The organism is Spirosoma radiotolerans (genome assembly GCF_000974425.1).
Taxonomy (GTDB): Bacteria; Bacteroidota; Bacteroidia; order Cytophagales; family Spirosomataceae; genus Spirosoma; species Spirosoma radiotolerans.
Window position 1 is genome coordinate 6,929,584 of the sequence record NZ_CP010429.1, and the last position, 25,784, is coordinate 6,955,367.

At 50.0% G+C, this 25,784-nt stretch carries 19 protein-coding genes; 10 read left to right on the top strand and 9 right to left on the bottom strand.

Annotated elements, in window-relative coordinates; translation table 11 throughout:
- The first annotated feature begins 58 nt into the window (after positions 1 to 58).
- The 10 genes from SD10_RS28215 to SD10_RS28260 all read left to right on the top strand — a co-directional run bounded on the left by SD10_RS28215 (position 59) and on the right by SD10_RS28260 (position 15,464).
- Positions 59 to 3,694: an ABC transporter permease/M1 family aminopeptidase gene (locus SD10_RS28215; RefSeq protein ID WP_046578766.1), complete on the top strand. Its 3,636-nt coding sequence runs from the start codon at positions 59 to 61 to the stop codon at positions 3,692 to 3,694.
- A gap of 211 nt (positions 3,695 to 3,905) precedes the next feature.
- Complete coding sequence (locus SD10_RS28220) at positions 3,906 to 4,091, top strand: hypothetical protein (RefSeq protein WP_148562525.1); 186 nt, start codon at positions 3,906 to 3,908, stop codon at positions 4,089 to 4,091.
- A gap of 72 nt (positions 4,092 to 4,163) precedes the next feature.
- Positions 4,164 to 4,388, top strand: coding sequence for a hypothetical protein (locus SD10_RS28225; protein WP_046578770.1), 225 nt, complete (start codon positions 4,164 to 4,166; stop codon positions 4,386 to 4,388).
- A gap of 10 nt (positions 4,389 to 4,398) precedes the next feature.
- Positions 4,399 to 4,794 carry a hypothetical protein gene (locus SD10_RS28230; protein ID WP_046578771.1) on the top strand — a complete coding sequence of 132 codons (396 nt, stop codon included), beginning with the start codon at positions 4,399 to 4,401 and terminating at the stop codon, positions 4,792 to 4,794.
- 195 nt (positions 4,795 to 4,989) lie between these two features.
- A complete protein-coding gene (locus SD10_RS28235; protein ID WP_046578775.1) occupies positions 4,990 to 5,769 on the top strand; it encodes a LytR/AlgR family response regulator transcription factor in 780 nt (259 codons plus the stop codon).
- The gene (locus SD10_RS28970) at positions 5,739 to 6,962 is read left to right on the top strand and encodes a sensor histidine kinase (RefSeq protein ID WP_052731314.1); all 1,224 of its coding nucleotides are present in this window, start codon (positions 5,739 to 5,741) and stop codon (positions 6,960 to 6,962) included. Before SD10_RS28235 ends, SD10_RS28970 begins: the two co-directional genes overlap by 31 nt.
- The gene (locus SD10_RS28975; protein WP_082111709.1) at positions 6,959 to 8,131 is read left to right on the top strand and encodes a sensor histidine kinase; all 1,173 of its coding nucleotides are present in this window, start codon (positions 6,959 to 6,961) and stop codon (positions 8,129 to 8,131) included. Before SD10_RS28970 ends, SD10_RS28975 begins: the two co-directional genes overlap by 4 nt.
- 401 nt (positions 8,132 to 8,532) lie before the next feature.
- Entirely contained in the window at positions 8,533 to 8,898 is a 366-nt protein-coding gene (locus tag SD10_RS28250; RefSeq protein ID WP_046578776.1) for a hypothetical protein, read from the top strand.
- 132 nt (positions 8,899 to 9,030) lie between these two features.
- The gene (locus tag SD10_RS28255) at positions 9,031 to 12,156 is read left to right on the top strand and encodes a lantibiotic dehydratase (RefSeq protein ID WP_046578777.1); all 3,126 of its coding nucleotides are present in this window, start codon (positions 9,031 to 9,033) and stop codon (positions 12,154 to 12,156) included.
- 764 nt (positions 12,157 to 12,920) lie between these two features.
- Positions 12,921 to 15,464, top strand: coding sequence for a TonB-dependent receptor domain-containing protein (locus SD10_RS28260; protein ID WP_046578780.1), 2,544 nt, complete (start codon positions 12,921 to 12,923; stop codon positions 15,462 to 15,464).
- 120 nt (positions 15,465 to 15,584) lie between these two features.
- Here the strand turns inward: SD10_RS28260 and SD10_RS28265 are convergent, their stop codons facing one another.
- From SD10_RS28265 to SD10_RS28305, 9 genes are all read right to left on the bottom strand, one after another.
- Complete coding sequence (locus SD10_RS28265; protein WP_046578782.1) at positions 15,585 to 17,264, bottom strand: PLP-dependent transferase; 1,680 nt, start codon at positions 17,262 to 17,264, stop codon at positions 15,585 to 15,587.
- A 92-nt stretch (positions 17,265 to 17,356) separates the two neighbouring features.
- Complete coding sequence (locus SD10_RS28270; protein ID WP_148562526.1) at positions 17,357 to 18,502, bottom strand: bile acid:sodium symporter family protein; 1,146 nt, start codon at positions 18,500 to 18,502, stop codon at positions 17,357 to 17,359.
- A 26-nt stretch (positions 18,503 to 18,528) separates the two neighbouring features.
- Positions 18,529 to 19,434 carry an SMP-30/gluconolactonase/LRE family protein gene (locus SD10_RS28275; protein ID WP_227699090.1) on the bottom strand — a complete coding sequence of 302 codons (906 nt, stop codon included), beginning with the start codon at positions 19,432 to 19,434 and terminating at the stop codon, positions 18,529 to 18,531.
- Positions 19,435 to 19,454: 20 nt separating this feature from the next.
- Positions 19,455 to 19,928 carry a RidA family protein gene (locus SD10_RS28280; protein ID WP_046578784.1) on the bottom strand — a complete coding sequence of 158 codons (474 nt, stop codon included), beginning with the start codon at positions 19,926 to 19,928 and terminating at the stop codon, positions 19,455 to 19,457.
- Positions 19,929 to 19,989: 61 nt separating this feature from the next.
- The gene (locus tag SD10_RS28285) at positions 19,990 to 20,562 is read right to left on the bottom strand and encodes a carbohydrate-binding family 9-like protein (RefSeq protein WP_262507345.1); all 573 of its coding nucleotides are present in this window, start codon (positions 20,560 to 20,562) and stop codon (positions 19,990 to 19,992) included.
- Positions 20,563 to 20,827: 265 nt separating this feature from the next.
- Positions 20,828 to 22,102 carry an amidohydrolase/deacetylase family metallohydrolase gene (locus SD10_RS28290; protein WP_046578788.1) on the bottom strand — a complete coding sequence of 425 codons (1,275 nt, stop codon included), beginning with the start codon at positions 22,100 to 22,102 and terminating at the stop codon, positions 20,828 to 20,830.
- 63 nt (positions 22,103 to 22,165) lie between these two features.
- Positions 22,166 to 23,638 (bottom strand): PQQ-dependent sugar dehydrogenase, encoded by a 1,473-nt coding sequence (locus SD10_RS28295; protein ID WP_227699091.1) that lies wholly within the window; start codon positions 23,636 to 23,638, stop codon positions 22,166 to 22,168.
- Positions 23,639 to 23,649: 11 nt separating this feature from the next.
- The gene (locus SD10_RS28300; protein ID WP_082111711.1) at positions 23,650 to 24,102 is read right to left on the bottom strand and encodes a c-type cytochrome; all 453 of its coding nucleotides are present in this window, start codon (positions 24,100 to 24,102) and stop codon (positions 23,650 to 23,652) included.
- Between the two features lie 65 nt (positions 24,103 to 24,167).
- Positions 24,168 to 25,763, bottom strand: coding sequence for a SusD/RagB family nutrient-binding outer membrane lipoprotein (locus SD10_RS28305; protein WP_052731316.1), 1,596 nt, complete (start codon positions 25,761 to 25,763; stop codon positions 24,168 to 24,170).
- Positions 25,764 to 25,784: the final 21 nt, after the last annotated feature.

Consider the following 25,784-nt stretch of genomic DNA (forward strand, 5'->3'; position numbering starts at 1 on the left):
TACGCAGACCGTTTGATCCAAAGCTCTTTTTCGTCCATCCGTTTTCTCCGTCTGTTCTATGAACTGGTTATCCATTCTCCGCTTCGAGTTCACCTACCGCCGAAACCGCCCGGCAACGTACTTGTTTTTTGCGCTACTGCTGGGCGTTAGCTTCGCCACCGTTGCTACCGACCTGATTCAGGGATTATCGGGCGGAGCTATTAAAGATAATGCAACTATGGTGGTGGCGCGCATCAGCCTGGTTCTGTTCATGCTGATGGGCGTCCTCATTAGTTCGGCCATCATGGGTGTGTCGGTGGTGCGCGATTTTGAATGCCGCATCGATGCGTTGTTTTTTACAAAGCCCATACGCCGATGGGAGTTTTTGACGGGCCGTTACCTGGGGGCTATGCTCGTTCTGCTCGTTACGCTGGCTGCTATCCCGCTAGGGTTGATGCTGGGCGAGGTTGCTCCCTGGCGCAACGCCGACCGGTTATTACCTTTCAAGGCAGCCACCTACTGGCAGCCGTACTGGATGATTATCGTACCAAACGCACTGATCGTTGGCAGTATTTTCTTTACCGTCGGTGCGCTCAGCCGAAAAATGCTGGTTGTTTTTACGCAGGGCATGGTTTTTCTGATGCTTTACTTACTGTCTGGCACTCTGCTTTCCCAGATGGACCGGCGCGAAACGGCGGCTCTGCTCGACCCATTCGGTTTGCGGGCCGTCGGATATAGCACCCAGTACTGGTCCATCAGCCAGCAGAACAACCAGCTTCTGCCGCTATCGGATATGCTGCTTTGGAATCGGCTGTTGTGGGTGGGTATCGCCGGATTAGCATTGCTTGCCACATATCGGTTCTTCTCTTACCAACCGACGAACGGTCTGCTTAAACGGAAAAAGGAAACACAAAAGAGAGCTGATTTGAATGCCAGTGCGTTACGTCGACCGTTGGCGCAGGTTAGGCGTAGCTTCGGGCAGGGTGCCTGGTTTAGCAATCTTGGGCATTTGACCCTGTTCTATGCCAAAGTGGTGATGAAAGACCTTCCTTTTCTGGCGCTATGCATTGGCGGATTGGGCATGTTCCTTTTTTCGGCCCTCGATAATGCCGGTGGCTGGTACGGGTCCCGAACGCTACCCACCACCTATGTCATGCTGAGTAAAATGGGGTTATTCACGGGCCTGTTTCTGTTTATCCTGATGATTTTATACGTTGGCGACCTGATCTGGAAAGAGCGTGACGTACGGATCAACCTCATTAGTGATGCCTTGCCCGTGCCTAATTGGGTACCGCTGCTGAGTAAATACCTGGGACTGGGATTGGCGTTTTTCCTGATGATTACGCTGGCTGTCGGGTTGGGTATGCTCATGCAGGTCATTCGGGGAGGTGGTGCACTCATCGACTTGTCAGTTTATGCCAAGAGCCTTTATGGCGGTTCATTGCTGAGCCTGCTGACGTTTATGCTGCTGGGCTTTTTTATCCACACGCTGGTCAATAATAAGTTTGCCGGACATGCGCTGCTGGTGCTGTTTTTTGTAGCGTTGGGCGTTTTGTCATACCTCGGTATCGAACACCGGTTGCTTCTATTCGATTCCGCTTCTTTGGGAACGTATTCAGACATGAACGGCTATGGGCATCAGGTCGCTCCTTTCGCCTGGACAACGCTTTACTGGTCAGCGTTTGGGGCACTTCTCTTTGCCGGCGCGGTTGTGCTATCGGTGCGGGGATCGGAGGAGCTACTAAAATTGCGGCTGCTTATGGGCCGCCATCAGTTAACGCGTCCTGTGCTGACCGTTGGCCTAATGATGCTGGTTGTCTTTATCTCCAGTGGCTCCTATGTTTACTACAACACCAACGTACTGAATGAGTATAAAAATAGCAAAGCGGCTGAAGCTGAACTGAGTCGGTATGAGAAGACCCTGAAGAAGTTTGCCGACTTGCCCCAGCCACGTCTGACCCGTGTAACGATTAACGTCGATCTGTTTCCTGAAACCCGCGATTTTGCTGCAACGGGCTGGTATATTCTCAAAAACAAGACAGCGCGGCCCATTCCTGAAATTCATCTGCAAACCTATGATGCGGATGAAATGCAGGTGAAACAGCTACGGCTTTCGGTACCGAATCGGGTCGATGATCGATACGTAGCTGATTTCGCGTACCACATCTATCACCTCGACCGATCGCTGCAACCGGGAGACAGTGTACGGCTCGATTTCGATGTGCTCTACCGGACCAGAGGCTTCAAGAATGGCCGGGCCAATATCGACATTGTTCAGAATGGTACATTTTTTACCAACGATTACTTCCCGAGTATTGGCTACAATGAACGCTACGAGCTAAAAGACGACGATAAGCGAAAAGACAATGGCCTAAAGCCAACGGAACGGATGCGTGCGCAAAACGACCCGACAGGCCGACGGCAGAGCGTATTTGGGGATGATGCCGATCAGATTCGATTTGCCATGACCATCAGTACCACACCCGAACAAACCGCCATTGCACCCGGCTACCTCCGGAAAGAATGGACCAAAACAGGTCCTGATGGAAAGCCCCGACGGTACTTTAACTACCAAATGGACTCATCCATCGCTAACTTCTATTCCATTGTGTCGGCACATTACCTGGTCAAAAAGGAACAGTACGCCGGGTCGTCCGGGAAGCCGGTTAGTTTGGAAATCTATTATCATCCGGGGCATACCCATAACCTCGACCGCATGATGCGGGCCCTGAAGGCATCGCTGGATTATTACCAGGCTAATTACGGCCCCTTTCAGCACCGCCAGCTGCGCATCATGGAGTTCCCCCGGTATCGAGGCTATGCCCAATCGTTTGCCAACACGATTCCATTTGGTGAGGACATGGGCTTCGTGGCTGATATTGATGACACGAAGGACATCGATATGCCCTTTTTCGTAACAGCCCACGAAACCGCTCATCAGTGGTGGGGCCATCAGGTGACGGAAGCCAACGTGAAAGGCAGCGCCATGCTATCCGAATCCCTGGCCGAATACAGTGCACTGATGGTGATGAAACAGCACTATCCGAACGAGCGGATGCAGGCGTTTCTGGGCTATGAACTGGATTATTATCTGCGGGGTCGTCAGGCAGAAACCCGAAAAGAACAACCGCTCTCTCAATGCGAAAATCAGTCGTACATCCACTATAACAAAGGGGCGCTGGTACTTTATGCCTTGCAGGATCAACTGGGTGAGGGACCCATCAACCAGGCTTTGCAGAACTACCGTAACCGCTGGAATACGGCCCGAGTGGCTAAAACAGGCATATATCCCACAGCCGCCGACCTGACGGCTGAACTACGGGCCGTTACACCGGACAGTTTGCGAGGGCTACTGGATGACTGGGTCAATGCGATTACCCTGTATGAACTCAAAACCGACCAGGTAGCCGCCAAGCCAGTAGGAAAATCCTACGACGTAACCCTGACCGTGGACGCTCAAAAAGTACGTGCCGACAGTCTGGGCAACGAAACGCCCCGCCCCCTGAACGAGTGGATATGGGTAGGCGTGTATGCGCCAAAAGCAAAAGGAAATCAACCAGAAAAGCTATTGTATTACCAGCGGCACCACATCATGAAATCCAGGCAAACGATTACGGTGCGGGTTGATCAAAAGCCAGAACGGGCGGGTATTGACCCCCTCAATCTATTGATTGACCGGCATCCAAAAGATAACATCAAGAGCCTGGACTTATAACAGTCTTGATCTCATTACGCAAGCCGCCACTGGCCGGGATCGCCTTAAGAATGATCCCGGCCAGTGGCGGTTTCTGCTTATAACTATCGGGAATAAGAAATAATATAAACGACTGAATTACAAGCGTTTGTTATAGCGTCAGTATTGTTAAATGGCAACCTTTGTTCTGTTCATAGACGATTTAAAAATCTATAAATCAATTCAAAAAGCCATGAAAGAAGAAATAAAAGACAAAGTAAAACAACTACGTGAGGTGTCCGGAAACCAGGAGGAATTTATGAAAAAACTCGCCGAACTGGACGAAGAAGGCCAAGCCACCGACGATGCGCTGAACATGGTTAATGGCGGCATTAGTTTGCCCGGTCTACCAAAATGGCTTGGGCTCATTCTGTCTTAACTGGCCGGAATAGCGGAGTAAAAACAGCGTACATAAATACAGTTAAAATAAATTAAATCAATCAAAGAAATTATGAAAAAATCGATGAACAACAAGATTAAGGCCTTACAGAGCAAGGTAGAAAATCAGGCCGAGTTTATGAAAAAACTGGCCGAGCTGGACGAGAAAGGGCAGCTTACACAAGACGTGCTGGATCAAGTGAATGGTGGAGCGCCCATGAATATAAAAAGCCCAATTATCGACCTACCCGTGCTGGGTATCTGGTTACCACCAACGTCTCCTGACATGACCATTTAATTTCTGACCCATGGCTTCTCTACTTTGTCCCAGTTCAACTGCAAAACCCGGTGCCGCCCTCTTTGGCGTGCAGGATGCATCCGGTCATATTCAATACCTCGATGAACCAGTCATTGTTGACCAGACGTTCGTCGACACCGCCCGGCAACAGAGCCGTGCCCCGGAAGAGCGCTTTCGCTTTGCCAGTAACTGCGCTAAAACGGGCTGCGGTCATTGGAGTTCTGAAAGCGCGGGTTGTAGTCTGGTAGGCAAGATCGTGGAAGCCATGAACCGAAAAGCAGAAGCCACACTGGTTAGCTGCGCCATCCGGGATCGTTGCCGGTGGTATCATCAGGAAGGAGGCAGCGCTTGTGCCAATTGCGACGAAGTGGTTCGGAACGTTCGGACAATGGAGTTGGCAGCTTAGTTGCACGGCATTCAGGTATAGAAAAATATAGGGGAGTACGTGGCTATTTCGCCTTGCATGTGTTTATATGCAAGGCGAAATTGGTTAAATGAATTGTCAATACGCTATCGGCTGTACCGTATCTGGTGATCGCTGTTCGACATGACTACTTAACAAAAAATGATGTACATTTGATTTTAGCCCTTCACTCAGATTATGGCGCTTACCCTGCGATGTTTTATCATTGATGATGAGCAACCAGCCCAGGCGGTACTGGAAAAGTTTATTCGACGGGTACCCTTTCTGGAGTTGGTTGGTTATAGCTATAATGCCGTAGAGGCACTTCTGGCTGTTCAGGAATTAAAACCTGATTTGATTCTGCTAGATATAGAAATGCCCGAAATGACAGGTATTGAGTTTTTGAAGTCTCTGAATGCGCCACGCCCTCAAGTTATTATGGTTACAGCTTCACCACAGTATGCCTTGGAAGGGTTCGAACTGGACGTACTTGATTACCTGCTGAAGCCGGTTGCGTTTGATCGCTTTTTAAGGGCAATCAATAAAGCAGTAACGAAATTACAGCCATCAGTTCCACTACCAGGTAGCCCATCGGCTTCGCCCGCTACCTCAACCAGCCGTCCAGTTACGGAGACCGGCCAGCCCACGGCGGAGTCGGCGAGTTTCTTTCTGGTAAAAGAAGATAAGAAACTAATTAAAGTGGTACCAGAAGAGATCATCTTTGTGGAGGCCATGAAAGATTATCTGGTTATTCATTTGCCCGCCCGGACCATCACGACTCACATGACCATGACGAAAATAGAAGGAATGCTGCCATCTGCGCAGTTTTTGCGCGTCAATCGGTCTTATATCGTTCGAAAAGGAAGTATCCGCGAAATTGACGGTAATCTCATTACCACAATCGATGGAAAACGCGTACCGATTGGGGTAACCTACCGGGAATCTGTATGGGAAGCGATGAAAGAAAACCTGATGTGAAACCAGCGAAGCGTACCCTTCTTGATCGGCTCATTGCCCGGACGAGTCACCTACCTCTGCTAGCCCGTATTACGCTTCATGCAATTAACATTCTGCTGATTGCTGGTATTGACGTAGGTATCGTTCACTTAACTGTGGGAAACGACTGGCCCGTGCTTATTCCATTAGTTGGGCTGTTGGTCAGTCATAATATGCTCGTTTTTTACGGGACCGTGTACTGGGCGTTACCCAATTTTTTTTACAAACGCCGGTTGGGTTGGCTTACCTTAATTTCCCTGCTGACTTTCTGGGGGGCTTATCTGCTGAACCGAACGGCTATTTTCAATGTAGAGCCAACCTTGCCCAAAGCCACTCAATACATAACCCGGATTCAATCTATTTTAGGGCCAGCGGGTATCTTCGGCTGCTTTATATCGTTGCGGGTATTCCTCTGGAATTTTGCATTTACTCTTGTGGCTCCCCTCATTCCACTGGGTATCAAAATCATGCAGGGAACGATGATTTTCCGCCAGAAACAATTCGACCTGAAACGGAATCGGTTATTACTGGATCGGGACAACACCTTGTTGAAGATGAATTTTCTGAAAGCACAGGTTAGTCCCCATTTCTTGTTTAACACACTCAACAGCATCTACTCCCGAATGATTGACGTCGATGATCAGGGGGCTGATCTGGTGCTGAGGTTAGCCGAACTGATGCGCTACAATTTGTATGAAGCCAACGTGGCAAGGGTACCGCTGGGTAGGGAGATGGACTACCTGAAGAGTTATGTAATTTTGGAGCAGGCCCGGCATGGTCATCAACTGGCTGTATCGTTCAATTCGTCGGCCGTACCCACACCCACTGGTTGCCTGATTGCTCCGCTCATACTCAGCGCGTTCGTTGAAAATGCCTTCAAGCACGGCATTAAGTCGGCGGCTGGTGGGGCCTATATTCTTATTGATGCGCATCTGGAAAAAAACGTCCTGCGGTTTGTTGTCGAAAACAGCCTCAATAGGGGGCTAACCATCACCACTGCTCGCCGGGCAGGAGGAGTAGGGTTGGCTAACGTGCACAAGCGGCTGGATATTCAGTATGCTGGCCGGTATACGGTTACGCACGACATAACAGATGACTATTACCGGGTTGTCCTTCAGCTTGAACTGGACGCAGTGTCTGAAAAAGCCGGTTCCGACCCAACACTCGCTGTATGAAATTCCACTCCATCCGTTCAATACTCATGCGAATTGTTCGTCGACTGGTGGTCTGGTTGCTGATCGGTATTAGTATATTCGCGATAAACGGTGCCTACATCCGTCCTGACGAACAGCCGATAAAAAACCTGGTTCTCATCGCTATGTGTGGCCTGGTTGTGCTTATTTACGAAGTCAATGTGCATTGGTTATTTGTACGTTACCTCTACAATGCGCGCTGGATTCCATTTTTAATTGGATCTGTTGTGCTGCTGGGAACGGTTCATACGCTAACCTATAGTGCCTATCCGCTACTACAATCGGCAGCCCACATAAGCGAATCGAAAATTGCTGCCGGTACGTCCACATCCTCTCTGTTTTACTGGTACCGGATTCATCAATTGGGCATACTGGGATGGTTGTATAAGTGGGAAGCCATTAGCCTTATTTTGCTAAATCCCTATTTTTATGCCAGTCTGTTTTTGTTAGCCGCTCTGTTCCGTTATTATTTATCGTTAGGCTTCGACGTTCGACAGACAGAACTGACCAATCTGGCGCTCAACCAGGAAAATAACCTGCTGGAACTCGATCTGCTCAAAGCGCAGTTAAATCCGCATTTCCTGCTAAACGCCCTTAACAGTATTTATGTCCGGGTAATTAATGCGGACGAGCAGGCGGCTAATCTGGTCCTTCGCCTGGCCGAGCTTATGCGATATAACCTCTATGAAACCGACGCCACGACCGTTTCGCTCGATCAGGAATTGAATTATATTGAAAACTACCTGCAACTGGAACAGGCAAGGCACGGGCAACGGGTCGAAATTCTTTTCAGCAGCGAGGGCACGCACGAAAACCTGGTCATTGTTCCGCTTATTCTACTGGCGTTTGTCGAAAACGCCTTTAAACACGGCATTGGCGGGCAACAGCAGGAAGCTTATGTGTGGGTCGAAGCGCATATAGAACAGGCGACTACGCTCGTCTTTACGGTTCAGAATAGTCTGGCGACGTCTCAACAACGGCATTTTCCCGATCAGAAATCAGGGGGAATTGGTCTCCCCAACGTCCGGCAGCGACTATCGTTGCTCTACCCCAATGCCCATCAGGTCGACGTAGAGCATTCCGCTGATAGCTACTCGGTTACGCTCACTCTTCAGCTGGCCTCAGCGACGGTTGAGACACCCCATTCATAATTGTTTTTTCATTGGTCGAAAAAAAAAGGGCATTGGTCGAAGAAGGGAATGCACCAGTCTAAGGGAGTTGGTTCTCTTATCCGCTACCCGTTATATTTGATTCATCAATCAGCCAGCACACGGATCTGAAAAAATTAACATCTTCCTGTATCTCAACCTTAACTTTTTATTCCCATGCAAGCGCAACAAGTACAAACAAACCGCCCGTCTATCAAAGTACAACGCGTTGTCAATTTAAACGCCGTAGGGGTTCGGACAAGCTCCACCAAATCGGGCCTTCCCTGTTGGCTTACTGTTACTGATTAGTTGAAACCGGGCAGGCAGGCATGCCTTACCCAAAAGCGTGACGCATTCTGCTTATTCAATCAAATCCACTCTTTAAGAAACACTACCCCATCGTTATGCACTGTTTATTGATCAATTACGATGGTGGTAGCCAATCTCTGTTAAGTCAATACGTCCTCCGGGCTGGTGGTCAGGAATTGAGCCTGGCCACCAGCCCGGAGGGGTATACTACCGAAGCGAACTGGTGGTTAACCTGCGATTTTGTTTTTCTGCACCTGACCTGTCCTGACGAAAATGTCCGCGACGAGCTAGCTGCTCAGTTGATTCATCATCCGGGTGTCGTTATTACGTCACCCTTCCCAAAGCATCAGTTCCCAAATCTGTTCATGCAACCGTTTGCTTTTCTGACCGAACCCTTTTCCTTTAAAAAATTCACCGACTGTATTGCGGCATACCAACAGGAAGTCCACAGGAAAAGATAAATAGAAGCATCGTATATTATTTGTTTACTAAGTGCCGACTTGTTATATTAACATTGGGTCAAATGTGACTTTTTTTTAATATCCATCCCAGAATAAATAGATATATTGTAGGGTGTATTTACTCTCCCTCCAATGATTCAACGTTTTAACTTTTTCGTACTTAGAAGAACGCTCTTCCCGCTTGACTCCCTTCAATCTCTTTACGAGTCTTTGCAATATCGGCACAATAACCTCTCCGATGTCATCAGGCAGTGGTTTACTAATCCAGTTCAGCGACAGGCACTGGCAACAGCCTCGCCCCGGCTGTATGATCGCGTAGAGCGGTGGCTATCGGGTGAGACACTGTCCGACGAAGCCAAGCTAATCAATACACTGCACAAGTACCTGATTCGAATGACAACCCGTAGCACGCCTTATGGTCTTTTTGCCGGGTATGCATTGGGTTCTGTCGGAGGAAAAACGTCATTCATGGCTGGATCGCTGGACCGCATCGCTCCTCATGCCCGGTTAGACATTGAATACCTCCAGGCGGTTAAAGAATGGCTGCTGGCACAGCCCGATATTCGCGCTCAGTTAAAGCTATTTCTCAATACCACGCTGTATCTGGCAGGCAACTACTTCCGATTCATTGAACAGCAGCCCGAACCAGCCGGCCGGACCTATTTTATCAGTGCCGTTGGCAGCGACAAACTCCTGGCCGACCTCTTCGCCTTTGCGCAAACGGGTGTGACGCAGGCTGAGCTGATTGATTTTCTGAACGATCAGTATCAGGTTGATCGGGACAATGCGATTGACTACGTCAATGAACTGATCAACAGTCAGCTATTGGTATTTGAACTTGAACCAACTCTTACCGGCGACGCGTATCTGAATGTTATTAATGAGCGGCTATCCACACTTACGACTTGTTCTGCCGTGATCAACGCCCGTCAGGTGATCGCGGGAATTAATGAACGGCTTACCCGTCGGCCGCTGGCGCTGAATGCCCTGCCAACGTACCTTGCCGAACAGGGAATTGCGCTGCCACATACCGATTTCATTCAGGTCGATACAGCCCTGCCCGCCGATACCTGTCAGCTAAGCGAGCGGTGGCTCAATCATTTTCAACAGCAACTTAAAGCGTTGCTGGTCTTAAATCGACCGTATCAGAACAGTGCGCTTGATGAATTCAGGCACCGGTTTTATTTACGGTACGAGGCTGAAGAAGTACCGCTAGCGTTTGCCCTCGACCATGAAATGGGTGTTGGATACGGCGACACATCCACATTAGGAGTGGGTAATGCGCCTATGCTCGATAGTTTGAGCTTGGCGGGCATAGCAAAAGACCAGGACGCCGTACTGACCAACTGGCAGTTATTTGTATTGAACAAGTATACTGAGGCACTGCGGTATGGGCGGTCTGAGATTGTTTTAACGGACGATGATCTGGGTAAAGTAGGTAATCCTAAGGAGGCTATGCACACGCTACCCAGCAGCTTTTATGCCTTCGGTACTTTGCTATCTTCTTCGGCTGATAGCACCGACCACGATGATTACCTCTTCGCGCTAACATCCTGTCAGGGGCCATCGGCGGTTAATCTGCTCAGCCGTTTTGGGCAAGCAGATCCTATCCTGGCTGAACAGTTAAAGCAATGCGCCAGACTGGAAGAAGCCAGTCATCCTGACGTAATTCTGGCCGAAATTGTGCATTCTCCGGAGGCCAGAGCAGGCAATATCTGTCACCGCCCTACGCTCTACCAGTATGAAATACCGTATCTTGGCCGAGCGTCTGTGGCGCCAGATTACCAAATTCCGTTATCAGACCTTTATCTTTCCGTTCGGAACGACCGCCTGGTGCTGCGTTCTAAGCGCCTGAACAAACGGGTAATTCCCCGGCTGTCCAACGCCCACAATGTCAAGGGTGGCCTGCCCGTCTATCAGTTTCTAAGTACGCTCCAGTATCAGGACGCGTACCTGGATTTACGCTGGAATTGGGGACTGCTGACACAACAGGCGTATCTGCCCCGCGTTCGATACCGGCACATTATTCTAAGCCGGGCCAATTGGCAGTTGGCCGCTGATCAGTTTAAAGCCGAGAATTTGGCAGCGGTACGGCAGCAACTTCAGGAAATGGGGCTGCCTGCCCAATTTGTGATTGCGCAGGGCGATAATGAACTGAAAATTGACGTGGCTACGGATGTTTCACTGGCTTTGTTGTTACAGGAACTGCGCCGAACGGAGTCGATCCGGGCTGTTGAATGCTTAGCCAAATCTGACCAATGTCCTGTTCGCGATAGCCAGGGGAAAGCCTACATCCACGAACTGGTATTGCCTTTCCATAATCCGTCGGCCCCGGCTTATGCGCCCATCAACGCTGCCACGACCGACATGCCGCAACGCCGTTTTTCGGTTGGTAGCGAATGGTTGTACCTGAAAATTTACGCAGGTGAAAAAGCGTCCGATGCCTTGCTTGTTAATCAGTTGTACCCCGCGATTCAGGAATTGCTTCAGCAACAGACGATCCAGCAGTTTTTCTTTGTTCGTTACAAAGACCAGGATCCTCACTTGCGGCTTCGGTTTCGGGGGAATCCGTACATCGAGTTTTACCACTACGTGATCCGACGTATTGAGCAGGTGCTACACCCGTTTGTGCAGAGTGGTCTGGTTCACCGAATCCAGACTGACACGTACCAGCGTGAACTGGAGCGATACGGAATGGACAAGATACCTGTTTATGAATGGTTTTTTCACCACGATAGCCTCAGTACCCTTCAGTTTATGCAACAAACCGGCGAGGCTTTTGATGAAAACTTACGGTTTGCTTTTGCCGCCCACAAAATAGACAAACTACTGGTTGGCTTATCTTCCACTATTGACGAGCGTTGTACAATACTGGATAACATGAAAGAACAGTTTTTTACTGAATTTGGGCGTAGTCCGGCGCTTCGTCAGCAATTAAACGACCATTACCGAGCCTATAAACCGTTACTGGAACAAGCCTTGAACCGCCCATTTGCGCTGACGAATGGTTTTGAAAACTGGGTTGACGATCAGCAGATTTCCTTATCGGAATTGGCACAAACCGTTCAGTCCGACCGCACGTCTCTCAGCATCAGCAGTAGCATGATGCACATGATTGTCAACCGGTTGTTTCCGTCAAAACAACGTGCTTACGAGCTGGTTCTCTATTATTGTCTGGCTAAGTTTTACGATTCGCAACGCGCCCGACAGCGTCAGGAAATGACACCCGTAACCACCAACAGAATCGATCCGACATAAAAAAGTAATACATACAACTAAGGTCTATACCATACTTTTTGTTCGTAATAACCATAACGCTGAGTAGTCAAAACGCACCGCCTTTGCCTGAGCGGAGCTGGCTATTAGGCCGACGGTTAGATGCCGGCGCCTGGCGTGTTTGGCGTATATGTATACGGCCCCCGTCCGCGCCAACAATGCCGGAATTTAAAATCGATCCACAAATTTATTGACCCGGGGCTACAGCCTGAAACCAGTTACGCATGTAGCCTTATGTATGTTAATTGGACTAGCCAATACCGGTTTTGTAGTGACCATTCCTGCTACTTGCATGTAGCCAGATTGGTATTGACGCCTTCAATATCCACCTTAGCCAGAATGACAGTCAGTGTGGCAAACAAGTCGGGGAGTAAGGCATAAATCCGCCGATATAGTTATGAATTTCCTGGACAACTAAGGGCTGATAATCGAGTCGTAGTTGATTTGTAAGACCTATTTACCGCTAACTTCAAAATGTGTTCAGTTTTGATATAGTACTTTGACTGATATAAGGAAGAGCGCAGTGAAAATACGGCTAATTGAAGATCAACCAGTCGCTGTTCGTGGTCACGTTGCCAGAAACCAGGCCGGTATAAATCGATAATCAGTTTCTGATTTTTCATTCAACCAGCCATTATGGCTATTCACCCACCGATAAAAGGCATTAGCCACCTTTCTTTTCTATTCATCAACAGACAAGGGCAATTTTGCTCGGTTCGTAGCATCCAAATTTTCAAAACCAAGTCATGTGGCTTAGAACTACTGCTTTTTTACTTTTATTGACGACAACCAGTCTATTTGCTCAACTGCCGGGCGTTACATCCAGTCCGTCGGTTCCGGTTCAATCGAGTCCGCCAATTACTACGCCAATTGGAGAAACTTTATCAAAAGGCAACGCCAAAATTTCGGGCTATGTGGTCGATTCTACTTTGACCAAAGCGGTTGAATACGCCAACATCGCTGTCTATAACATCGCTACCAACAAGCTTATTGATGGTACGGTAGCCGATGATAAGGGTAAATTTATGCTCACCAAATTAGCACCCGGTACCTACAAACTACTGATCTCTTTTCTGGGCTACAATGCCAAACCGATTGATAACCTTGTGCTTGTTAATGGTCAGACCAAAGATGTGGGCGTTATTCGACTCAGTGCCAGCACGCGCACACTGAATGAAGTAACCGTAGCCGGAACGAAAGCCCTGGTGGAAGATAAGGTTGACCGGCTGGTGTATAACGCCGATGTCGATTTGGCTGCTAAGGGTGGTGATGCCACAGACATTCTTAAAAAAGTGCCGATGCTGTCGGTGGATTTGTCGGGTAATGTTTCTCTGCAAGGCAATGCCAATGTGCGGGTGTTGATCAATAATAAACCCTCGTCTATTCTAGCCGGAAATCTAGCCGATGCGCTACGGCAGATTCCGGCCGATTTAATCAAAACGGTGGAGGTTATCACGAGCCCGTCGGCTAAGTATGATGCTGAAGGCTCGGGTGGTATTATCAACATCATCACAAAGAAAAATACCTTGCAGGGATTGCACCTCGATGTAGATGGTGGCGCTGGTAATCGAACGAGTACGCTGGGCCTGAATGGTAGTTTCCGAAAGGGTAAATTGGGCGTAAGTCTGAACGGCAATGGTCGGGGCGTGTATAACCCTTCAGGGTCAGATTTAAACCAGACCACTTTTCTGGGTGAATCCATTGCCCCCATTCGGACTCGTCAACACGCTGATGGGTTTGATAAGGGCTTATTCGGGCAGTATGCCCTGGGTCTGGACTATGACATCGCGAAAAATCAATCTCTTACGGGTGGCGTTCGATTTGGGATACGTAACTTAAGTCGGGACCAGCATTTCTTCACCAGTTTACTCAATGGGGATATCGTGAGGGCTCCCAACAGACGGGATGTAAATAGTCAGGATTTGTCCAATTCGGTCGATATGAACATCGATTACCTGCACACCTTTCCGGGCACGGGCGATGGACCGCAGAAAGAACTAAGCCTTTCCACCCAATACAGCCAGAACCATCTGACCAATAACTTTGACGCGAATAACCTGGATACACTGGGCATTCTGACCACCCGGCAACGAAATCTGAATTTCAATACCAGCCAGGAGTTTATTCTGCAAGTGGATTATCAAACGCCTATTAGTCAGACTCAACAACTGGAGTTTGGGGCAAAAGAAACCTACCGGAGGGTGAACAGCCAGTATCAGTATCTACTGGCGGGACCAACGTCTGATTACTCCGTAGACAGCCAGCGTCCGGATGGCTCCCTGTTGTATGATCAGAACATTGGGGCTGCTTATCTGTCTTATACACTCACGACGCACAATAAGATCACACTTAAGGTCGGAACGCGTTATGAGTACACCAGCATTGAGGCCCAGACTGGAGGGTCCCAGACTGGCGGGCAAGTGCCCATTTCCATCCCGAATTACGGCAAACTGGTTCCCAGCATTAACCTGTCGAAAAAGCTTAACGAGACAACTACGATCAAACTAGCTTACAACCGTCGGATTCAGCGCCCGAACGTTCAGGATTTAAATCCCAACTTCAACGCAGCTAATCCGTACAACGTTTCCATTGGCAACCCGTATTTAAAACCGGAAATAACCGACCGGGTTGAGTTTGGGTATAGCACCTATGTCAAAAAAACGTATCTGAACCTGACGTTTTACACCCGACTGAACAAGGATGATATACAGTCGATTAGCCAGCGATCTGACACGCTGATTGGCGCGGTTGTTAGCCGCCGGTCAAATATCGGTAAGGAATATAATTACGGCACCAACCTGTTTGCAACCATTACTATTACGCCCAGATGGAGCGTCAATACAAACATCGACATCATGTACCGGTACATTAGTGGACTGGCTCTGGATGTATCGGGGCTATCGATTCCACTAAGCAACACGGGTTTACGCTGGGGAGGGCGGTTCGATACACAGCTTCAATTCGACAAGGGCTGGGCTATTCAGGCCAATCTGGGCTATCGGGGTAAAGACATCGCGCTGCAAGGATATCGGATCGGATTTGCCCAGTATTCATTGGGTGCTCGTAAATCATTTACGAACAAACGAGGTAGCCTGGGTTTAGCTGCTGAGAACTTTCTGACCAACGGCATGGGCTTCACCTCGGTGCTGAATTCGGCTCAGTTCAACCAGGATTTCCGTCAGTATATCTATAACTCCAGTATTCGCCTGACCTTCAGCTACAAAATCGGCAATTTGAATGGGGCTAAAGTGAAGAAAGGCAAGTCGGCGGGTGGTGATGAAGAAAACTAGTTCCTTAACGTGAATGATGGATAAATCATGATTTATCCATCATTCACGTTAAGGAATGTCTTTTTTACCCGGCTAAATTATGATTATTCAGGCTACTTATATACAGCCTTTAATCCCATCTTAGGTCGAAAATGGTCTACCCGAGGGTACGTTAATACGCTGCCGAGTCGTTGAGTACGCTATCTTCTTCGCGGTAAATTTCGCGGTAACATACTCGACCATATCAATCTCACCGGTGATTGTGTCGCCCGCTAGTTTTCCGTAAAAGGTCATCACCAGATTATCCCCCGGTACACTGTAGCGGCTTTGAAAGCGAACCGTATCCCCGTCAATATTGCCCATTAATTCCCGGTCGGCAAACTCACCTCTGTGCGTTCCGGTTACGTAGTTACCGTCTTGTTTTTCAAGAATAAACGTGTGTTGACTGGTGCTGGTGTAAAACTCAATGGTGACTTCCCAACGGCCACTAATATCGGCTGCGGGGGCTTTCATTTCAGCGACTACAGCCGGGCCACTCCGCTTCCGGCTCAGAATCTCGTGAACGCGCTGGGCGACAATGATCTCGTTGCCTGCCCCCATCATATAAGCAGCAATGGAAATCGAGGTAGTCGTGGAAGAGGCCGCTGGAGCCTGCCCCCGGCGGGAACCCACACCTACGGCCACCCGGGGTTTGGTCGTTGCCAGTTCGTCTGCCACTTCCTGACCGGTGATATTGAGCTTGGTTGCATCCCAACTGATGGTGAGCATGGGTGTAGCGTTATCGAGAGCACCTTCCGCCGGTTTACGCAGGTCAAGCTGCACACTGGGGATACCAGATACTTTTTTCGAAATCGTTTCCAGCCAGGATACCCAGGTGTTCATTTCAGCCTGGTGATCCCGAACAGCCCAGGCTTCCACGGCCGCCAGCATCCCAATCTGTTCCTCCCGTCCAATCTTGTTGTTGCGGCAGGGACCATGATGCGGAGCGCTGGCCTGCCAGGCTGACATCAGAATGTCTTTGTTGCCCAGCATCAGGCCGGCGCTTTGTGGCCCTCGAATCACTTTTCCTCCGCTATAGGCTACTACACTAGCTCCTGCCTGGAGGTGAATATTAGGAATGGTCAGCCGCTCGGCGGCCGCATCGACCAGAATGGGCACTTTTCGGGGTTTGGCCAGTTTCGCCACGTTCTGCACCGTCCAGGGCTCCTGTCCCGGCATCATATAGATCATGGCAGTTCGGGGCCCGATTGCCGCTTCCAGTTCCTCAAGGCTGTTCACGGTAATGATGGTCACTCCACAATTACGGATGGCATGATCATACACATTGCGGGACGAGCGGGGAATGATCACTTCGGTTTTTTCAAACCCATCCAGGTTGGGGATTCGGATGAGCTTTTCGGGGTTCCCGCCCGCCAGAATGCCCGCGGTTACCTCATTCATGCCCGCAGCGCAGCCCGATGAAACCATGCCCCATTCGGCACCGGTGATTTCGGCCAGCCGTTTTCCAATACCAAATGCCAGTTCATCAATCTGCACATTGTACCGACTGGCGTATTCCATGGCCTCCTTTACTTCGGGCAGTTCCATAGAAGCCCCAATGATGGTAAACGTACCCCGGCAGTTAATAATAGGTTCTACCCCAATGGATTGGTAGATCTGTGGCCCCGCCTTCAACGGACCAGCTACGGCTGTCATCATCGGGGATGGTTTTGTAAGCCAGTTTGTTGGAGTATTTCCCTCCGCCAAAGCATCCGTACCGCTAAGCAAACCACCCGCCAGGGGTAGTAAGCTTAATTCTTTTAGAATCTCTCTTCGTTTCATAGGTCAACGAATTTTGTCTCGACTAGTGAAGAACTAATTTATCAATGAGTGCCATCTCTCTGACTCTGAAGTCAGCGAACCGCACTAATGTCTTATTTGTCATGGTATGGTAATTCACGCTCTACATTATCAACCAGAATTCGCTCTGATTCAGGCATGTTCTCTTTGGGAGGATGCCGGTGCCACCAGGATGCCAGGATCGAACCTGTGATGTTCATCAATGGCCCAAAGACGGCCGGTGCCAGACCAACTGTCGCGACTTTACCCATCTGGTTGGCCAGTCCCGAGGCAAGCCCACCATTTTGCATGCCCACCTCAATGGCAATGGTGCGGCAGTCGCGTTCGTTCATGCGAAACAAACGGCCTGACCAGTAGCCCAGAAAATAGCCGAACAGATTATGCAGCAGCACCAGCCCAATCAACGAAGGACCGATAGTTAGTAACTTGTTCTGTCCGGCGGCTGTAATGATCGTAATGATAAAGCCAATTCCGATCATCGACACCAGGGGCATGGCCTCATCAAGCCATTTGGCTTTCCCGCTCAGGAACCGGTTAAATAGTAATCCGGCTCCAATCGGAAAGATCACCATTTTGAAAATATCCCACATCATATCCAGTACGTTAATGTCCACGAGTGCCCCGGCGAAAAGCTTCATCAGCAGAGGTGTCAGAAATGGGGCCAGCATGGTCGAAATGGCCGTTATGGTAATAGAAAGGGCCAGGTTGGCTTTGGCTAAATACGAAATCACATTGGAGGCCATCCCGTTGGGGGAGCAACCAATGAGAATAATACCAGCCGCAATCTCGGGTGGGAAACCGCTCAGGCTCGCAATGGTAAAGCCAATGGTGGGCATGATGATGAAGTGGCTACCTACGCCAATAAGCACCCCTTTCGGCATTTTGATCACCCCAACAAAATCCTCCGCGCTCATCGACGTACCCATTCCGAACATGATTAATTGAATCAGTGGGGTAATCAGCCTGCTGAATTTGAATCCGTTTAGGTCAACGAAATAGGCTGGGTAATATAGCGCCGTCGTGACAGCCGCAAAAATCATGACCGTGTAGGCAAACCCTTTCAGGGCGTCGCTGGTCCGGAAAGCCAGCGCAATACTCAGAAAGAATAAGATAAGTAGCGGCCCCGCCCGATCCAGATGACCAGTGGCTGTCATACCCAGCGCCACCAGCAGTGTGAGTGCCACAAGGCCCCAATAGAGTTTAGCTTTTATTGTCACCATCAACGGGTTTATGAGCAATATGCCTATTAGCGACGGCCGGGCGTATCAATGCGAAACGTTTCGAGATTGCCCTGGTCCTGAAGGGTTACGTAGGCCGTACGGTTGTCTTTGCCACCGAACGTAATGTTGGACGGTTTTTTACCCGTCAGCACGATTTCCTGCAAAATTTTGCCAGCAGGTGAAACCTTTACGACCGTACCTTTGCCATGACGGGCAATGTACAGATTGCCCGCTATGTCGCAACGCATGCCGTCCATACCAAAATCCCCGAATTCAATCAGCAGCCGTTTATTCCGAATGGTTCCAGCGGGAGACAACTCATACGCCCAAACTTTGCGCTGCACCGACTCGTTCACGTACAGGATTTTGCTGTCGGGACTCACCTCAACCCCGTTGCTTGTGCCCATATTCTCTTCCAGTAACGTTACCTTCCCATCCGGATCGATTCGCCAGAGATTACCGGTATTCGCTTTCCAGTTTGGGTCGCTGGCATACAGGCGGTCTTTGTTATCGATGGCAATATCATTTGGCTGGTTCATACGGGGCTCGCTGGCGAAAATAGTCACTTGCTTTGCCCCGTTGGCTACCCGCAAAATGTTGTGTTTGGGGTAATCGGCGATAAACATGTCACCTTGTTGGTTAAACCGAATTCCGTTACCGATACTGCCTTCCGGCAGGGTGACGAATAAACTGGCCTGTCCGTCGGGTGTAATTTGGCCGATGGTGCCCTGACGCTCGAAATTAACCGCATAAAGCATCCCCGCCTTATCAACGGCGGGGCCTTCTACCCCCGAGGTGAAACTGTTCACGGATGTAAATACGCGGGCTTTGAAAAGCTCATCCTCAACGGATCGATTTGCTACGGTAACGGTCAATAAGGCGGCTGCAACTATCCACACCCGGATAGACGAGGCCATTGGTCTTCGGTTCATTAATCAGTAGGAAAGAGTGGTTAGATGTAGGCAATGCAATCCATTTCGACCAGTGAATCGCCGGGAACGCCCCCATACACGGCTACCGTAGTCCGTACGGGCGGCTTGCTGCCGAATCGTCCTTTATAGACCTCGTTCATGGCTTTGTAGTCGTTCAGGTCGTGCAGAAATACCGTTACTTTCAGCACTTTTTCCATAGATGAACCGGCCTTGATGAGTTCTTTTTCCAGCTCCTTGAGCACCTCGTCCGTGTGAATTTTAATATCGCCTTCTTTATGGTACCCTTTACCAGCGACAAACACTAGATTGCCAAGTTTAGTGGATCCCGAAAAAAGAGGTACGTCCTGGTGGTTGACTACGTTGTAGGCTTCTTTTTCGGCCACAGGGGCTGGCTCCTGCTGACTGGCAGCTTTTGTCATGGTAAGGCCCAAACCGGCTACGCCGGCAGCGGAAGCAAATAATCGTTTGAGGAGTGAACGGCGCTGCGTTTGCATACGTAATATAAAATTTGAAGGGTTACAAATAAAGATGTTAACGGATAGCTGGCGGACCAGATTACTCGAAAATCAAGGTGCCATACTTTTTAAATTCGTGAAAATTACCAGCTGTCCGGGGCGTTGTCTTTTGCCAGGTCCAGGTTGTGTATCCTTGATCATAATCAATTCGGTACAAATTCGCCCGCCATTGGCTACCCGGTTTGGGTGGCGTCTGAACAAGCGGTTGGAGCAGGCGGTAGGGAATGAAAAACTCGGCCATCCAGCTTTTAATGGCCGACAGGCTTTTTTTCTCGCCCCCCTGCACACTGGTTTCGTGCCTTGTCCGCTGGGCGCCCTGATAATGCCAGGGTCGCCAGCCCTGAAATTTTCCGTTCAAGTTAGGTACCAGAATCGCCAGTTCATAGTTCAGGGGCGAAATCTCATATTCGAGATAAATAGGGACTGATTGATCAGGCCAGAGAAACACTTCCACAACGTCTTCTTTAAACAAGGATGCGAAATCTTCGGTGAGCGTAGCAGTGAGTTTCTGATCTTCACAGAAAAATAAAAAATAGACCCCTGTATCAGAGTACAAAAGTTTAGCCCGCGTGGCCAAGGCGGTACCCGACGATTCCTGTACGGTTATAGGCACCCACTCCGTTTTGGCCCAATTGCTGGCTGACCCGTTACTTGTTAGGCTAAAATCAGTGGTCTTTCTGACAACGAGCTGACCTGCGTCTTGGGCGTGGGTGTCAACAATTAGTACTAAGCAAAATATGACGAGCCGGAATGAAACTAGCTGGTGAAAAACCATATCGTGTGTGCACTACAGAAGCGCTTGAGATAGAGGCTGTGGTTTTGTTGTATTAGTTGCAATAGTGGGCGCGCGGGCTGTCGAACGCAGCACTAAAAGCAGCCTAGGAGCGTGGACGCTGGGTGACGACAACTGGGTTGGCAATACCGTTGAGGTCATAGACAATTTTTCCATTCCGGATGGTCATCTCGCAACTAAGCTTTTGTTTGCCTTCCACTTTATAGCCGGTATAATCGAAAAAGCCAAAAGGTGTAACGTCACGAGCCAAAAAACGACCATTTTCCAGATTCAGGATAGCGACATCAGCCACCGCCCCTTCGGTCAAATGGCCTAGTTGAGGACGTTTGATGGCTTGCGCTGAAGACCAGGTACTGGCTTTGATTACACTCGGCAAATCCATCCCCATTGCCATAAATTTCGACATGACGTTCAGCATATCTTTCATGGCGTTGTTCATGCTGCCCGTGTGAATATCCGTGCTGATCGTGTTGGGGTAAAAGTGGCTTTTTAAGGCCGGAATGGCCTGCGAGAAGGCAAAGCTGATGCCGCCGTAGCCTACGTCGAAGATGATTCCTTTTTTCTGGGCTTCCCACACAAACGGCTTAACTTGTTTGGTTGCCACATCGACAATCGGCTCCCGGCTTCCCAGTTGTCCGAAGCAGTGGGTGTAAATATCACCCGGACGCAGGTGTTTCAGATACAGTTCTTCGATGGACAAGGTCGGTTTGCTGCCCCCAAAGTCAATCATAACGGGCACATCGGCCAGCTTACCCGCTGCTACCGCCCGGTCGGTTGGTGTCCAGTCGTACCCGTTGAAGTGGGCCAGCTTAACGCCCACTACCTGGTCGGGGTAGCGTTTGGCCATCTCAGCCGTTTTCTCAGAATCCATATCCTCGATGTTCTGTTCAAACTTGCCGCCCCGCATGCCACTACCGACAATATTTAACAAGGCTAGCACCCGTGTCTGAGAAATGTCGATGGTTTGCTTTTTAAACGTTTCAAAATCGCGCCAGCCCGAGCAGCCCGCATCCACGACGGTCGTCACCCCGTTGCGAAATGTGAACACATCGGGAGGCAGGGCGTTGGGTCCATTGCTGTAGGTCTGATCCAGGTTGGTGCCGAAAAACACGTGGGCGTGCAGGTCGATCAATCCGGGTGTTACGTAAAGTCCTTTGGCGTTGACCACCTGCCGGGCGCCCTGGGCATCAATGGTTTTAGCGACTTTCGCAATCTTACCATCGGCAATGGCGACATCCATGATAGCGTCGATGCCGTTTTTGGGGTCAATAACGTGACCGCCTTTAATCACGACAGCGTAGTCCTGAGCCAGTGCCAGTTCGCTGAGTAAGGTAAAAACAAAGAAAATAAGTCGCTTCATCGATAAGAGTTTGTTTGGTGCCCGGCTATAATTGAGTGGCGGGGCGGAGCTTTTGTAATTCCGTTAAACCTTCTGCTTTTTATCTTTCCGCCGGGCAAGTTTGTCGTTGGCGGGTAGCGTAATTTTCCATATGTCTCCGCCAGCTTTGCCGCCATATTCGATTACATAAACCGTATTGCCTATTTGTAGCGCATCGCTGGGGCTGGTAAAGCCGTTGACAATCCGGGTCGTCTTGACTTTATAGTTATCAGTGGCTTTGTCGTAGAGCATGTGCAGATGCAACAGGTCTTTACCTTGCTTGCGCAGTGGGTTTGGATTGTTGGCGCCGTTTTTACCGCCCCCTGCGTACCGTATCACAAAACCATCGCCCTGGAGATCGCTCCCCAGCTCGTTGTGGGTGTCGAAAAGCAAGCCTAGCGGGGAGCTGTGCGCGTTGAAGGTTCCAACGGTAACGCCCGTTGAGTCGCCATCCATCACCTTGCCGGTTGCCCGGTCGCGGTATTCATTAGCGTCGGGACCCAGGTTTTGTACGGAGGGTGTAAACGAGACTCCCTGTGGTTTCTTGGGAAATTCGGGGTCATTCCGGAAATAGCGCATCAGCCAGGCATGGGCAAACTTGCTCATAAACGGATCATTATCGGGATTTGGCTGCCAGTTGGGGTCCTGCTGTGGATTCTCAATGCCGCCCATGATCCAGGGAAAGCCGTAATGACGCCCCTGCCGTACCCAGAACATATCTTCGGGGTGGTCATAATCGCCGGAGTTAGACACTGCGAACAGCTTACCGTCGGCGTCAAATGCCATGTCGTAAGCGTTCCGGATACCCTCAGCGTAGATGTAGCCATCGGCTTTGAGCTTAGCTTCATCATTCGTCAATAGCAGGTTTTTGGCTTTCACCGGGAACCGAAAAATCCGGGCCGTCAGCGCGTTGTCGCGCGCGTTTGGGTAGACACCCCCATTATCCTGGACTTCCCCATGATCGGTGCGGGCGCCCGTGTTCACATACACATATTTCTGATTCGGGCTGATTTCCAGTGCATTCCAACCGTGATCAAAGGTTGTTTTGTTGGTGCCGTATTCCACCGTGTTAAACACTTCCGTCATCTCCGGCTTTCCCGTCGTCTGCATGTCATAGCGAACCATCCGGCCTTTGGTGCCTTTGTTGTTGTTCACGCTAATGTTGCCGGCTAGAAACAAAGTATTCTTTAAAAAAGCAGCGCCCTGCAATCGGGTGATGCCATGGTCTTCGGCGGAGAAAACTTTCTGAGAAGTAGGGGCCTGCCCCGGCGACTCCACAATCTGGTACACCTCGCCGGTAAACGTCGTGTAGTAGACAGCACCAGTGACGGGATTCCGGATCAGCCGTACGGCTTCGGGGACGACCTTCATGTAATGTTCGACTTGAATATCCGGGCGCAGGGCAACCGGCGGCTGGGTCGATTGCCCTGGGGAGGTCTGAGCCATAACCAGTCCGGAACTGACGAGCGCCAGGTTAAGCAGACTGGCTTTTAGCAGAAACAGCGTTGAGAGTTTCATATTGAAAAAGACTAATTGGAATTGGCTAATTTTCGGAGATAGGCAACCAACTGCCAGCGTTGTTCGTCGCCAAAAGCTTCTTTAAAAGCGGGCATGTTGCCCCGACCCGTCGAGAGTTTCCAGAACAGAACACCGTCGCTCTGGCTTTTTACCGGATTGCTGTGGAAATTGGCCGGTGTAGCGCCCAGCGATCTGCCCGCTGCCCCGTCACCATAACCCGTTTCACCATGACAGGAAGCACAGTATAAATTGTACAGTTCTTCGCCCTGCTGAATGGTCAGGGGTTCATACGGAAATGGGCTTTTTAACGTGTCGGCCCAGGCTGGCGCTTTCCACCGACTCAGCGTATCGGTCGCCGTTGTGGCGGCTTCTGGCTTTGGGGACGTACCCGTGGTAAACGAACTTAGCGCAAACGCGCCCAGGCTGCCCAGCACTAAAAAAGGAACAATTATTCGACTACGCATATACTACTAATCAGTTACTTGCATGGAAGAGGGGGCAGCCAGAGAGACAGGTATGCCCGTACCCGCTAATCGATATCCCACCAGATCGGCGTAAAGGGACTATCTTTATTATCCAGGTGTTTTTTTACCGCGTCATCGACGGCGGCTTTACTGGCGTTGGTGATGATGGTGGGATACACCAGCCGTTTGATGAATTCGCCATCCGGAATCGCACCACCGCTATTGTTGACTTTGATCGGATAGAGCTTTGGATACCCGGTTCGGCGAAACTCCGACCAGCCTTCCACGCCTTCGGGCCAAATAGCAATCCATTTCTGGGTAATGATCCGTTCGAGCTGCCGTTCCAGGCTGACACCATCTTCCCATTTCACCGTGATATTTGTTAACGCGGGTGAGTTATTGTCGGCGTTTTTCGGATCTACATAAGCCGTTTGCGTACTCACGCTATTCAGGTACGTATCCACACCCGCAACGCCCAGCGTTTTGAAGGAAAGCCGAATCCCGTTTTCATAGAAATCTTTAGCGGAACCACCGCCCATGTTCCAGCCGCGCAGGACGCCCTCGGCCCGCAGGAAGTAACTTTCGGCAACGTCCATAATTTTGATCGGCGTCGTTTTGGTAAACAGCAGCTCGGAGTAGCCTTGGTAGCGGCCTTTCTCCGGAATCACGACGCCTGCTCGAATGCCTTTGATCTGGCCGGCCACGGCGCCATCTTTAGCGCCGACGGCATAATACGGCAGGCGAGGATCTTTAAAGCCGGTCAGGTACGTTTCAACCGGTGCGGCCAGCCGGATATCCGACCAGGAGTACGTGATCTGCTCCAGGGGGTGGGTGTTGGTCGGAATGACCTGAAAGGATTTATCCCCGTCAGCCAGCACACCCCATTTATGATTAACAGCGGCTTCGGCCTCCGTCTTGGCTTTAGCCGGACTTACCTTGGCAATCCGGACAGCCAGTCGCAGACGTAGCGTGTTAGCCATTTTTACCCACTGTTTATAATCACCCGCGTAGCTGGTTTTATCAAATTTGGCAAAGCGAATCAAATCCGCCGTTGGGTTGGCATCTTCGGCGGCCGTCAGGGTGTTAATGGCCTGATCGAGTTCAGCGAAGAAAGCGTTGTACGCTTCTTCTTCAGAATCGAAGGCAACTTCGCTGCTGTTGCCGTATTTGGTATATGGCAGTGGTCCCAGCACATCCACCATGCGGTGCGCAGCCGCTACTTTAAGCATAAGGGCAATGGCGTACAAATCCGGATATTTGGTATCAAACCCCTTCTTCTTCATCTGTAACCATTGATCCAGTACCCCTACGGCGGGGCCGCTCCAGACCGTACCATTCCAGCCATCGACCAACGAATAGGTCGTGTTATTTTTGTTGTCCAGAAAAGGAGTGGGCGTCATCAGCATACCCGAATACACGTCCGCATTCAGATTTTGCTGTAGCTGGTAGGTTCCCGTGACCGTCGCCACAATTCGGTTCTGCATCAGCGGCAACAAAATTCCGCCTTCATTGGCATCCGCTTCAAGCTGCTTATCCGTAATCAGTTTATTATCCTGATTCAGGGTTTCCATGTAGTCGGTGCAGGCGGAGGCCACCCAGACCAGCAAGCCTACCCCCAGGATCAATTTATGGCGTATAGAATTCGTTGCTATCGATTTCATGATTCCAAGATAGATTTGTCG